This window comes from Pseudomonas sp. Irchel 3A18 (genome assembly GCF_900187465.1).
GTDB lineage: Bacteria > Pseudomonadota > Gammaproteobacteria > Pseudomonadales > Pseudomonadaceae > Aquipseudomonas > Aquipseudomonas cichorii.
On record NZ_FYDI01000008.1, the window covers coordinates 127751 to 140809 of the forward strand.

Consider the following 13059-nt stretch of genomic DNA (forward strand, 5'->3'; position numbering starts at 1 on the left):
GCCAGTCGAGAATTGGCAACACTCATCGCCAACGGAGCCCCGTCATGTCCAGATCCATCGTCGCAGCACTGCAAATCGGCGCCTTGCCGGGCGGCAAGGCAGACACCCTTGAGCTGATCCTCTCCTACGAACAGGCCATCATCGAGTCTGGCGCCCGTGTGGTGGTCATGCCCGAGGCGCTGCTGGGGGGATATCCCAAGGGTGAAACCTTCGGTACCCAACTGGGTTACCGCCTGCCTCAGGGGCGTGAGGCCTTTGCCCGTTACTTCGAGAACGCCATCGATGTGCCGGGCGATGAAACCCGGACACTGGAGCAACTGTCGGCCCGCACGGGTGCGAGTCTGGTGTTGGGCGTGATCGAGCGTTCCGGCAGCAGCCTTTATTGCACGGTGCTGCTGTTCGAGCCTGAAGGCGGACTGGTCGCGACGCATCGCAAATTGATGCCGACCGGTACTGAGCGGTTGATCTGGGGCAAGGGCGATGGCTCGACCCTGTCAGTGGTCCCGAGCCGCGCCGGGCGCCTGGGGACGGCAGTCTGCTGGGAAAATCATATGCCGCTGCTGCGCACCGCGATGTATGCCAAGGGCGTGGAAATCTGGTGTGCGCCAACAGTGGACGAGCGCGAAATATGGCAATGTTCGATGCGCCATATTGCCCATGAGGGCCGTATGTTCGTGATCAGCGCCTGTCAGGTGCAGCTATCGCCGCAAGCGCTGGGCATCGATGTCGCCAACTGGCCTGCCGAGCGCCCGCTGATCAATGGTGGCAGCGTGATTGTCGGGCCGATGGGCGATGTGCTGGCCGGTCCGCTGATTGGTGAAACCGGGCTGCTGGTGGCTGAAATCGATGTCGATGAACTGGTCAAGGCGCGTTATGACTTCGATGTAGTGGGGCATTACTCACGGCCAGATATCTTCGAGCTGGTGGTGGATGAGCGTTCAAAGCCCGGCGTGCGCTTCATCACGGACTGAGTGCTACCAGTCGCCAGTGATGGGTTGCGGCAGGCTCAGGGTGCCGCTGTCCCTGAAGCGCACGGTGCCGAATACGCCACCTGCCAGTTTGCCGCGCAGGGTGTAGGGCAGGTTGTCCAGGCGTTGGGTCTGGGTCAGGCCCACAGCCTGGCGCAGCGCCGAGAAGGCAGAAATGCTCACTGGCACCACCAGCACGGTTTCGGAGAACCGCCCGATGCTGCCCCGCTGGTCACTGACACCTGAGGCCAGCAGCTTGCCATTGACCTCCAGGTCCAGCGCCACGCCGTTGTAGTCGATGGCCGTTTCATTGGGGTTTTGCAGGCGCAGTTTGACCGCCATGCGTATTTCCAGCCCCTGGCCGGGCAAGGGCTCGATCCCTACCACATTGATATTGACCGGGTCGCGACTGGCAAACAGGGCGCAACCATTCAAGGTCAGAATCAACAGGCTGACAAGCAGGCTGCGCAGCGTACGTGATGGCATCCGTGGACCTCCCCAAAAAAGGCAGTGCTGGCGATATTGGCTCAGACCGCAGGCTCTGTCAGAGATTCGTCTGTTGCGACCTTTGCCTCGCACTCTACAAAAGTCGATGATTTCTGCTATTCCAATAACAACAGCATTCTGGAAATCTGCCATGTCCATCGAGAACAAGACACCGCCTCACGACCCTGTCGTCATCGTCAGTGCCGCCCGAACGCCCATGGGCGGTTTTCAAGGAGATTTGAAAAGCCTCACTGCGCCGCAACTGGGTTCGGCAGCCATTCGTGCCGCTGTCGAGCGGGTGGGTATCGATCCGCAGGACGTCGAAGAAGTCCTGTTCGGTTGCGTGTTGCCAGCCGGACTCGGCCAGGCGCCAGCGCGTCAGGCGGCGTTGGGGGCGGGGTTGAGCACCTCGGCCCTGTGCACCACCGTCAATAAGATGTGCGGCTCCGGCATGCAGACTGCCATTCTGGCCCATGACCTGCTGCTCGCCGGCAGTGTCAGCGTGGTTGTCGCGGGCGGTATGGAAAGCATGTCCAATGCGCCTTACTTGCTGGATCGCGCCCGCAGTGGCTACCGGATGGGTCATGGACGGGTACTGGACCACATGTTTTTCGACGGCCTTGAAGACGCCTACGAGCCAGGCCGGTTGATGGGTACGTATGCCGAGGATTGCGCCCAGATGAACGGTTTCAGTCGCGAGGCGCAGGATGCCTTTGCCGTGGCTTCCCTGACGCGCGCGCAGGAAGCCATCGCCGAAGGTCATTTCGATGCCGAGATCGTTCCGTTGCAGGTTACGGTGGGCAAAGAGCAGCGATTGATCAGTCACGACGAACAGCCGCCCAAGGCGCTACTGGAAAAGATTCCGCTTCTGAAACCTGCCTTTCGTGAGGAAGGCACCGTGACTGCCGCCAACTCCAGCTCCATCTCCGACGGGGCTGCGGCCCTGTTGCTGATGCGTCACTCCGAAGCACAACGCCGTGGCCTGACTCCGCTGGCAAGGATTCATGCCCATGCCGCTTTTGCCGATGTTCCCGGTCTCTTTCCTACGGCGCCGATAGGGGCGATTACCCGCTTGCTGGGCAAGACCGGCTGGTCGGTGGATGATGTGGACCTGTTTGAAATCAATGAAGCCTTTGCCGTGGTGCCACTGGCGGCCATGAGCCGCCTCGAACTGCATCACGAGAAGGTCAATATCAGCGGCGGCGCCTGCGCGCTGGGGCATCCGGTGGGAGCGTCGGGTGCGCGGATCATCGTTACCTTGCTGGCGGCATTGCGCCGTAAACAGCTCAAGCGCGGTATCGCTGCAATCTGCATTGGTGGTGGTGAAGCAACTGCCATGGCGGTCGAGTTGATGTAGGAGATCGAATTTATTCGCGAATGAATTCGCTCCTGCAGGATGATTATTGACATTGGATTTATATCAATGAGTTACGAGACAGTCTTAAGAGAGATTAGAGGTAAGGTCGGCCTGATTACCTTGAACCGTCCCCAGGCGCTCAACGCCCTGAATGCCCAGCTCATCGATGAGCTGAATCAGATTCTGGACGAGTTCGAGCGCAATCAGGACATCGGTTGCATTGTGCTCACCGGTTCCAGCAAGGCATTTGCTGCCGGGGCCGATATCAAGGAGATGGCCGAACTGACCTACCCGCAGATCTACCTTGATGATCTTTTCGCCCAAAGCGACCGGATTGCAGCGCGGCGCAAGCCCATCATTGCCGCAGTGGCGGGGTTTGCCTTGGGGGGCGGTTGCGAGCTGGCGCTGATGTGCGATTTCATTCTGGCAGCAGAAAACGCCCGATTCGGCCAGCCCGAGATCAATCTGGGCGTGTTGCCCGGTATGGGCGGCACCCAGCGTCTGACGCGAGCAGTAGGCAAGGCCAAGGCCATGGAAATGTGCCTGACCGGCCGTTTGATGGATGCCCGCGAGGCCGAGAGTGCCGGCCTCGTCGCACGTATTCTGCCTACCGAGCAATTGCTCGACGAGGCATTGGCGGTGGCCGCCGTGATTGCCGAGAAATCCCTGCCGGTCGCGATGATGGTCAAGGAAAGCGTCAACCGGGCGTTTGAAGTCAACCTTGCTGAAGGCGTGCGCTTTGAGCGACGGGTGTTCCATGCCGTCTTTGCCAGCGAGGACCAGAAAGAAGGCATGCAGGCTTTCATCGAGAAGCGAGCGGCCAGCTTCAAAGGCCGCTGAGTATGAACGCCTGTCGCTGCTGCTCGTTCCAGTTCTGCTGGATGTAGTCCTGCAGCCTGACGCACTGGCCGGGGTGGACCAGACACAGGCTGCCGGGCGATGTGTTGTAGTACGCCGCCAGTTGCTGCAATTGCTCCTGGCTCAGGCCCAGATAGCCCGATTCATCGGTTTTGCCCTCGAACAGAAAGTCTGCCGGCTCGATATGCGCCAGATGCTCCAGCCCCGGTTTGGCCATACGCACGATGTACCAGGTGCGCCGGGCCAGTGGCTCGCCTTGCAGCCCCGGCTTTTGCGTCAGGCGCAGATCGGTGAGGGGCACTGCGGTGGCGTCCTGTTGCTCGGGGGGCGAAGCTTTCATGGTTCGCGGCCCGATGATGGAAATACCTTGGGCCGCGATCTGCAAGGCACCCTGTGCACCATGCAGGATCAGGTCTTCGCGGGTATCAATGTGCAAGCGTTGTCCGCTGCCCAGACGAATGCTCTCGGCCTTCGGGTCCAGTGGCGTGCCGTCGAGCTGGATGCGTGGCTGGGGATTGACCTCGTTGCCCGGTAGCAGGCCACAGATCACCGGTCGGTCCGGATCGTTGTTCAGATGACGGATCAATACCCTGGCTCCGACCTGCACCTCATCAAGGCCCGATTCGCCAGTCCGGGCAATCCGCGCCATAGGCCAGCGGCGGATATCGGACGCGGGCTGTGCCAGGGTCTGCCAGTCAAAGCGGACGGGCAGGCGACCTTGCTCATCGATTTTGCCATCGTCCATCAAGGTTGCCGTCTGATAACCGCTGACCAGAGGCCTGTGGCGCTTCAATGACGGGCGAAAGGGCATGGCCCAGGGAATGACGCGAAAAGTATTGCGATAGCCGTCATCCAGCTTGTCTGTGCCTGACGACACCGAGAGATTGACGATGGCGGTAATGTCGTGAGGGTCTAAGCCTTCCATGAGATGGCGCTGCATGCCTGTGTGCTGCACCTGGGTCAGCAGCCAGTGATCATTGAGCGTCGGTTCGGGATGATCGAGCACCTGCATGACCTGTCCGCTGTGCAGGGCCGGTTGATGACTGCCGCCACTAATGTGTCGTCGCTCGCAACGCAGGCGCTCCAGCCTTCGGGCACTGCGTTGTCGCTGAAAGGCTTCGTCCTGGTTCCTGGGGCGTGAGGCGATGGACTCTTCAAAAGGATGGTTGATTCCGGGATTGCCTCCCGTGTCGATGGGAGACAGCGCAATCAGCGGCGCAGCGCCATGCCGGTGGACGGTGTGGCTGCTGTAGCCGGGGGATATCGACAGGCATTCGACCAGATGGGTAATGGCGGGTTGTTCGGGGACTTGTTCGTCATCGGCCCTGAAATGCATTGGCCAGGGCAGTTCCGGGAAACGGGCCGGGTCATCGGAAAATACCAACTGGTGGCCGGTACTGCTGTGCTCGAAGCGAAAATGAATGCCTTCTTCTTCGCACAGGCGTTGCAGCAGGTGCAGGTCGCTTTCATCGTATTGCACGCACAACGTGCGGGCCGGATACAGGCCTATGGTTTCGAAACGGTAGGCATTTTCTTCGATGCCATGCTCTTCAAGCAGCCGGGCAATCAACTGGAGAGCGCTGAGGTCATGATAGGCTCGTCGCTGCTGGCGTTGAGCAAGCGCTTGCAGGCGTGGCATCAGGCTGACCCGGTAATGGCTCAGGCAAGTACCAGCATATTGCTGGCTGGCGTGAAGGATCTGACCATGCACGCCGACATGTTCCGGCCCGAAATTCAGAAAGGCGTCACGCTTCAGGAGGGTGGCGAAATCCAGGTGGGGGTCGCTGCAGATCAGGTCAATGTCGAAACGATACACTTCGTTCAAGGCGTCCAGGCCGGTAAAGCTGATGACATGCAGATCCATCTGGCAGTCGGCAATCGCCAGAAATATTGGCATTTGCGGGTCTTCGCACATTCGCGGGCTCTCTCACCATGAAGTTCAGGCTGCGAAGGGTACGAAATGCAAAGCCTCAAGGGCATCGTTGCAGGTTTTTTCAGAAAAGGACTACAAGGCAAGGCGTGATCCTGGTAATTGCGAGCAAGCAATTCAGGGTCAGGCAAAGCGGATGTTCGATCTCAGGGGTTTCATCTGGCGCCATCGCGTATAAAATGCGCCCGGCGTCTCAGGCGCGTCATTATCGGTAACCATTTTTTCAGCGCTTTGCCATTCCTGCGGCCTGCTTGCCTGACAAGCCAGGCGGCAAGGCGCAATCGGATCAAGAGAGCACACATGGGCGCACAGTGGAAGGTCAAGCATAAAGAAGCGGCAGCCAACGCCAAGGGGCGTGTTTTTGGCAAGCTGTCCAAGGAAATCATGATCGCTGCCCGTGCAGGTGCCGATCCGGATATGAACTCGCGTTTGCGACTGGTGGTCGAGCAGGCGAAAAAAGCCTCCATGCCCCGTGAAACCCTGGAGCGTGCCATCAAGAAGGGCGCGGGTCTGCTGGGCGAAAGCGTGACCTTCGAGCGCCTGACTTACGAAGGTTTTGCTCCGCATCGGGTGCCGGTCATCGTCGAGTGCCTGACCGACAACATCAACCGTACCGTTTCGGAAATCCGCGTGCTGTTCCGAAAGGGACAATTGGGTGCCGCCGGTTCGGTTTCCTGGGATTTCCTCTATCAGGGCATGATCGAAGCCGTTCCGACCTCACCGGATGCCGATCCTGATGAGGCGGCCATCGAAGCGGGCGCCCAGGATTGCGAAGCGGGTGAAGAGGGCGCGACCCTGTTCCTGACCGAGCCCACCGACATGGACGCCGTGTGCAAGAAATTGCCCGAGTTCGGTTTTACCGTGCAGTCGGCACAACTGGGCTACCGCCCGAAAAGCACAGTCGACGGCCTGAGCGACGAGCAGATGGCTGAAGTCGAAGCCTTTCTGGAAGCCATCGACGGCCACGACGACGTGCAGAACGTTTATGTAGGTCTGGCAGGCTGATCTGTGTGCGTGGGCTGTTTCAGACAGCCCACGCTTGCAACGCCTGAAACACTTCTTGCAGCGCCGGTCGCTTCCCGACTTCGGCCTGCAGGCATCGCGCTTGCAGCGTCTGTAACCGCTCCATGAGTGGCCCGTCTTGCGACCTTGGCTCGCAGCGCTCCAGCAATTCCCCCAGCAAGATCCCGAAAGCCCGTGCTTCGATACGCTCCAGCGCCACACCCTGGCTCTCTGAAGGGTGGAATGAAGCCGCGCCGAAATCCCCCAGCAAACTGTCGCCATTGCTGCGCAGCAGAATGTTATGGCCGTAAAGATCACCATGGGTAATCCCGCACGCATGCAGATGCGCCGTGACCGAGGCGATTGAGCGAGCCAGATGCAGCAGCGTCTCTGGCGAGAAGCGGGTCTGGGTCGGGTAGATATCCCGGGTGCAGGAATCCAGGCTTGGCGGGCCGGCGAGATTCACGAAGTCCGGTGCAATCAGTTCCATCACCAGCCCCAGTTGCCCTTGGGGATGCCCGGTAATCTGCCCTGATACCTTGATCAGGTTCGGATGATTGCCTGCCGCGATGCAGGCTGCCATTTCATTGAGCGGCGACCCATCGCTGGTGACATCGCCCTTGTAGAGCTTGATGGCAGCCGTCTCGCTGTGATCCCCGTTCTGCCATGTGCCTTGCTGGATAATCCCGGAAGCCCCTTCACCCAGGCGCTGCTGAATGCTCAGTTGTTCCCAGGGAATCTGCCGGACAGATTGCTTTTCACGTGCCGGGCACAGCGGATTGCCTGCATAAGCCAGCCAGGCCAGGGCCGGCAGGCGCAACAGCCAGTCAGGCAGCTCGTTCAACTGGTTGGCGGCAATGCGGATCAGTTCTAGCTTGTGGCAGTTGGCAAGGCTGGCTGGCAGGTTCTGCAGTCGATTGCCCGCCAGCATCAGTTTTTGCAATTCAGGACGCTGTCCCAGCTCTTCGGGAAGCGACTCTATCTGGTTGTCCGTAAGGATCAGCCAGCGCAGGCGAGGCGGCAGAGCCTTGGCCGAGACATGACTGATCCGGTTGGCCTTGAAACCGACGATGCGTAATTGCTCACATTCGCCAATGCAAGCCGGCAGCTCGGTAAACAGGTTGTCGGATACGAACAGCACTTGCAGGTGCTTGAGCCGGCACAGGTCGTCGGGCAGGCGATGAAGGGCATTGCCACTGAGATTGAGCACCTGCAGCGAGTCGGCCAGATCGAAGATTTCCTGCGGAAATTCCGTAAGGCCGCAAGACAGGTCCAGCCGGGTGATGCCAGACAGTTTGCCGGCACGCAGGTCTGCGAGGGTATGCATAGGTCATTTCAGCCAAAGCGGTAGGAGAGCGAATTTATTCGCGAGACAGCATTCCAGGCGATGCATTTCCTTTGGATGTACCGGCCTCTCGCGAATGAATTCGCACCCACAGAGGGGTGTTGATCAGCGCAGGATCGAGACCATTTCCGATGTCACGGTCAACACATTTCTGGCCAACTGGCCGGAACGCTTGCCTGACCAGCCGGTGGTTGCATCCGGGGCGTTGTCGTTATCCTTGAAGGGCATTTCCAGCGTCAGTGACAGGCACTTGAAGCGCTCGCCAACGCTGTTGCAGGCCAGCTTCATGTTGGCCTGGCCGGGAGCGCTGCGGGGGTAGCCATATCGGGTCTGAAAGTCGACGGTGATTTCACTCAGGCGGCGACGGAAATGCTCTTCCAGTTGCTGTTGCTGCTGGGTATAACCCGGATTGCCTTCGCAGGCGGCGGTGAACACGTAAGGTATCTCTTCATCGCCATGGACATCGATGAACATGTCCACGCCATGTTTTTCCATCTGCTGGAGGACGAAAAACACTTCCGGGCTTTGCTCTGCCGTGCTGTCCTGCCAGGCGCGATTCAGGTCGTTGCCCTGGGCGTTGGTGCGCAAATGGCCATGAAACGCGCCGTCCGGATTCACGTTGGGCACCAGGTACAGATCCGCCGTCTCCAGCAGTTGCCTGATGACCGGGTCGTCCTGTTCCTGCAAGCGCTCGATCAGGCCTTCCATGAACCACTCGGCCATATGCTCGCCGGGGTGTTGCTGGGCGATCATCCAGATCTTGCGCTTGCCTTCGGCACCATCGCCCTTGCGCAGGAGTTGAATATCCCGGCCCTCGACGCTCTTGCCGGTTGCCAGCAGCTCGGCGCCAGTCTTTTCCAGAGCCTGCCTGATCAGCCAGTCATGGCGCTCACGGGTGTAGGGCTCGAAATAGGCGAACCAGATATGCGGCTCGCTGGGCGAAATACTGAAGTTCAAGGCTTTGCCATCGAAGCTCGAAGGCACACGAAACCAGGTCTGGTGATCGTAGGAGGCCACGGCGTTATAGCCGCTCCAGGCACGATTGAAGGTGGACTCGCTGGCATTGGTCAGGCTGAAAGCATGTGGCTGGCCGACGTTCAGGCCCTCGACCTTGAAGTGAAACCACTGAAAGTGAGTGCTTTGGGTGTCGGGCGCGATTGCCAGTTCGACGCGTGCCGGATTGCTGGCATCTATGACTTGGATATTGCCGCTGTCGAAATCGGCACGAATGGTGAGGGCCACGGTGTATTCCTGTGTACGTAAGGCCCGTACTTTACACCGATCGACAGTCTTTATGACGACTTGAATGCCATGGACTGTTCAGGAGAATGTTTCAGCCGTCATCACCAGGCCGCAGACGAATGCGGTGAACAGGCACCAGGCCATATAAGTGCGGCGCTTTCGACGATGCCAGCCTGAGCTGCCGAGGAGGGCGGCGGGCGCTTGCAGGCGACGCCACAGGCGTTCGCTGGTCTGAAAGGCCGCAAGGTGGGCCGGATCGGCATCCAGCCAGTGACGAAACTCGATGCGCTGGCTGGCGGTGGTAGCCGGGCTTTGCAGGTGAACATACCAGCGGTTGGCCTGCTCCTGAGCCTGATCACCGGGGAAGTCGGCTGGTTTTTCGTCATGCCTGTAAGCCTGTTGCAGTACCCGGAACATAGCGCGTTCGACCTTTTCCAGGTCGACTTCCAGAAAGGCGGCGATCTCGGCGTAGGCGACACCATCGAGGCGGCTGAGCAGGAATATCTGCTGGCGACGGCGCGAAAGTTTGCCCAGGCTGCGGCTCAACTCGGCGGCATGCCGGGATATGGGGGCATCTGGCTGCCGGGTTGGCAGATGCAACAGAGGAGAGAGCTGGCTACTCATGATCTATCGCTCGCTGATCTTCCATGGAATCTTCCTTGTAAAGTGTGTGTTGTCATCCGTGACCAGTTTCAGGCTAGTGAATTCGAGAATCATTCTCAAGTGAAAAGTGACAACAATTACTATTTTTAATGAAAGGTGGAGCTAAAATTTATGACCTTGGTCGATATTGTTTTGCTATGATCCGCGCCATTGAGACACACAAAGACTTCATTAGCCTGAAGCAGCGAAAAAACCAAAAAAAAGACCCGGCAAAAAGCCGGGTCAAAAACCGTGATTAGCCTGATGAGGAGATAATCCGGGAGTCGACCTAAGACTCCTGGGTTATCCGCCAGTCTCGCGACCAGCTGATGCAATAATAATCATTATCATTTGCAAGTCAAATGTTTTTCCTGCGTCCATTGAAATAAATAATCCTCCCTGCGCTGTGATGCCGTCCTGTACGAACCGGAGAGGCCCTCACATGTCCTGCATTTCTACCAGCAACATTCCTTCGCTGACCATTTCTCCTTCCTGGCAATGTAATGCCGCAATCACGCCTGCCTGCGCGGCACGAATGCTGTGTTCCATTTTCATGGCCTCAAGCACTACCAGTTGTGTACCCGCCTCAACCTGCTGACCCGCTTGCACCAGAACGCGCACGATGCTGCCATTCATGGGGGCAGTAAAGCCGCCTTGCCGGGTTTCACTGGTGCTGGTTGCCGCGATGGGGTCCATGCGTCTGATCGCATGCACTTCACCTTGCCACTTGAGGTACAGCTTTTCGCTCTGGCGTATGGCCAGGTGTTGATGACGAACGCCATTGCTCTCCACCACCAGTCGCTCGCCGCTCCACTGCAACAGGGCTTCGCTGCTGCGACGCAGGCGGACGACTTTCATCTGGTCCTTGCACTGCAAGTGAAGGTCGATCTGATCGGGTAGCCCGAAGCGCAGGCCTGTGTTTGAACTCCATGGCGAGTGTTGGTCCTCCGTGCAGATACGTGAAGGTTCGCTCTGGATAAAGGCTTCGGCGGCGGCCTGCCAGAACTCTTCGGTCAATTCGCCTGTGTCAGGCAGCAAGTGCTCCTTATGGCGAGGGATGAATCCGGTATCCAGCTCGGCGGCAGCAAAGGCCGGATGGCCAATGATGCGCTGCAAAAAGGGCAGATTGGTTTTCACGCCGCCCACTGCGAACTCATCCAGCATGGTCAGCAGTCGCAGGCGTGCTTCTTCACGGTTTTCGCCCCAGGCAATCAGCTTGCCCAGCATGGGGTCGTAGAACGGCGAGATGCTGTCGCCCTGGCTGACGCCGCTGTCGATCCGCCAGCCTGGGCGGGGAAGGGGCTCGCGATAGAGGTCGAGGGTGCCGGTGGCGGGCAGAAAGTCCTTTTCCGGGTCCTCGGCATACAGGCGCACTTCGATGGCGTGCCCGTTCAGGGGGACTTGCTCTTGAGTGATTGGCAGTACCTCGCCAAGGGCGACGCTGAGCTGCCACTGCACCAGATCAAGCCCGGTGATGTATTCGGTCACCGGGTGCTCGACCTGCAGGCGGGTGTTCATCTCCATGAAGAAGAACTCGCCCCGCGAATCCAGCAGAAATTCCACGGTGCCTGCACCCACATAACCGATGGCCTGGGCTGCCCGGACGGCGGCTTCGCCCATGGTCTGGCGCAATTGCGGGCTCAGGCCCGGAGCCGGCGCTTCTTCGACGACTTTCTGGTGGCGGCGCTGTATCGAGCAGTCCCGCTCATTGAGGTAGAGGCAATGCCCGTGCTGGTCGGCAAACACCTGAATCTCGATATGGCGGGGTCTGAGCAGGTACTTTTCCACCAGCATTCGCGAGTCGCCAAACGAGGACTTGGCTTCGCGCTGCGCCGAAGCCAGGGCCTCGGCCAGTTCGCTGTCTTTCTCCACAATCTTCATGCCCTTGCCGCCACCACCTGCGGTGGCCTTGAGCAGCACGGGGTAGCCGATACGTTCGGCAGCGGTACGAAAGGTGTCCAGATCCTGGGCGGCACCATGATAGCCAGGCACCAGCGGGACTCCGGCAGCTTCCATCAAGGATTTGGCGGCGGACTTGCTGCCCATGGCTTCTATGGCCGAAGCGGGCGGGCCGATAAAGATCAGTCCGGCGTTTTCAACGGCCCTGGCAAATTCGGCGCTTTCGGACAGAAAACCGTAGCCGGGATGTATCGCCTGAGCACCGCTGGAGCGGGCGGCGGCGATCAGTTTTTCGATGTGCAGGTAGCTTTCTGCTGCCTTGCTCCCGCCCAGGTCCACCCGAATGTCCGCTTCACGGCTGTGGCGTGCTTCCCGATCAATGGCGCTGTGGACGGCGACAGTGGTCAGCCCCAATTGTTTGGCGGTGCGCATGATGCGACAGGTGATTTCGCCCCGGTTGGCAACCAGCAGCGTGGTCAGAACAGGCTTGGCCGGGGCGTTCATGATTGCGAGTCCTTCTGTGTGTCCGCAGGTGTCTGCCAATAGGGTTGGCGCTTTTCCAGAAAGGCCCGCAAACCTTCCTGGCCTTCGGCGCTGGTGCGAATCCGGGCGATGGCGCTTTCGCAGTAACGGCGCAGGGATGGCGTCAGTTCGCCGCTGCCCACTTCCCGCAGCAGGTCTTTGCTGGTGCGCATGGCGTGGGGGCTGTTGAGCAGCAGATTATCGATCCAGAGTCGTGTCTGGTTTTCCAGGTCCGCCAGCGGGTAACACTCGGCAAGCAGGCCGATCTCCCGGGCACGCATTCCATCGAAGCGTTCGGCGGTCAGGGTGTAGCGCCGCGCTGCACGTTCACCGATGGCCTGAACCACAAACGGGCTGATCACCGCAGGTGCCAGGCCAATCCGCACCTCCGACAGGCAGAACTGCGCCTCTTGGGCGCCGATGGCCAGGTCGCAGCAACTGATCAGGCCCAATGCACCGCCAAATGCCGCGCCCTGGACCACGGCCAGGGTCGGGATTTTCAGTTTGGCCAGGTTGTACATCAGTTCGGCCAGTTCCCTGGCGTCGTCCAGGTTGGTGTTGTAATCCAGATCCGCTGCCTGCTGCATCCAGCTCAGGTCGGCACCCGCACTGAAATGCTTGCCATGCCCGCGAATCAGCAGAAAGCGAAGGCTGGCATTGGCGTGTACGGCGTCCAGGGCCAGGATCAGCTCGCGAATCATCTGCGCATTGAAGGCGTTGTGCTTTTCCGGGCGATTGAGCCACAGGGTGGCGAAGCCGCGTGGGTCTTCGATCAGGGTGATGGTTGCGAAGGGCGTCATGGTCTATC

The 13059-nt window shown here is 59.4% G+C and carries 11 protein-coding genes; 4 read left to right on the plus strand and 7 right to left on the minus strand.

All coding sequences use genetic code 11. From position 1 onward, the window contains the following. Positions 1–44: 44 nt before the first annotated feature. On the plus strand, positions 45–971 hold the full coding sequence (locus CKW23_RS17210) for a carbon-nitrogen hydrolase family protein (RefSeq protein WP_025260070.1): 927 nt from the start codon (positions 45–47) through the stop codon (positions 969–971). A gap of 3 nt (positions 972–974) precedes the next feature. On the opposite strand, the gene CKW23_RS17215 is transcribed toward CKW23_RS17210, so the two are convergent. Beyond that, a complete protein-coding gene (locus tag CKW23_RS17215; RefSeq protein WP_095068041.1) occupies positions 975–1454 on the minus strand; it encodes an LEA type 2 family protein in 480 nt (159 codons plus the stop codon). Between the two features lie 151 nt (positions 1455–1605). On the opposite strand from CKW23_RS17215, the gene CKW23_RS17220 reads away from it, so the two are divergent. Together CKW23_RS17220 and CKW23_RS17225 are read left to right on the plus strand one after the other, a co-directional pair. After that, positions 1606–2811, plus strand: a complete 1206-nt coding sequence (locus tag CKW23_RS17220) for an acetyl-CoA C-acyltransferase (protein ID WP_095068042.1) — start codon at positions 1606–1608, stop codon at positions 2809–2811. A 66-nt stretch (positions 2812–2877) separates the two neighbouring features. Continuing rightward, the gene (locus tag CKW23_RS17225) at positions 2878–3651 is read left to right on the plus strand and encodes an enoyl-CoA hydratase (RefSeq protein ID WP_025260073.1); all 774 of its coding nucleotides are present in this window, start codon (positions 2878–2880) and stop codon (positions 3649–3651) included. On the opposite strand, the gene CKW23_RS17230 is transcribed toward CKW23_RS17225, so the two are convergent. Further along, the gene (locus CKW23_RS17230; protein WP_236250066.1) at positions 3638–5566 is read right to left on the minus strand and encodes a type VI secretion system Vgr family protein; all 1929 of its coding nucleotides are present in this window, start codon (positions 5564–5566) and stop codon (positions 3638–3640) included. The genes CKW23_RS17225 and CKW23_RS17230 overlap by 14 nt on opposite strands. A 333-nt stretch (positions 5567–5899) precedes the next feature. Here CKW23_RS17230 and CKW23_RS17235 point away from each other — a divergent pair, with 333 nt between their 5' ends. Next, positions 5900–6604 (plus strand): YebC/PmpR family DNA-binding transcriptional regulator, encoded by a 705-nt coding sequence (locus CKW23_RS17235; protein ID WP_025260075.1) that lies wholly within the window; start codon positions 5900–5902, stop codon positions 6602–6604. 19 nt (positions 6605–6623) lie between these two features. Here CKW23_RS17235 and CKW23_RS17240 read toward each other — a convergent pair whose 3' ends face one another. The 5 genes from CKW23_RS17240 to CKW23_RS17260 all read right to left on the minus strand — a co-directional run bounded on the left by CKW23_RS17240 (position 6624) and on the right by CKW23_RS17260 (position 13051). Beyond that, positions 6624–7928 (minus strand): leucine-rich repeat-containing protein kinase family protein, encoded by a 1305-nt coding sequence (locus CKW23_RS17240; RefSeq protein ID WP_025260076.1) that lies wholly within the window; start codon positions 7926–7928, stop codon positions 6624–6626. A gap of 123 nt (positions 7929–8051) precedes the next feature. After that, on the minus strand, positions 8052–9188 hold the full coding sequence (locus CKW23_RS17245; RefSeq protein WP_025260077.1) for a M14-type cytosolic carboxypeptidase: 1137 nt from the start codon (positions 9186–9188) through the stop codon (positions 8052–8054). Positions 9189–9266: 78 nt separating this feature from the next. Then, on the minus strand, positions 9267–9812 hold the full coding sequence (locus tag CKW23_RS17250; RefSeq protein ID WP_025260078.1) for a DUF4880 domain-containing protein: 546 nt from the start codon (positions 9810–9812) through the stop codon (positions 9267–9269). 456 nt (positions 9813–10268) lie between these two features. Then, positions 10269–12233, minus strand: coding sequence for an acetyl/propionyl/methylcrotonyl-CoA carboxylase subunit alpha (locus CKW23_RS17255; protein WP_025260079.1), 1965 nt, complete (start codon positions 12231–12233; stop codon positions 10269–10271). Beyond that, complete coding sequence (locus CKW23_RS17260; RefSeq protein ID WP_095068043.1) at positions 12230–13051, minus strand: gamma-carboxygeranoyl-CoA hydratase; 822 nt, start codon at positions 13049–13051, stop codon at positions 12230–12232. The genes CKW23_RS17255 and CKW23_RS17260 overlap by 4 nt, the downstream gene beginning before the upstream one ends. Positions 13052–13059 lie beyond the last annotated feature (8 nt).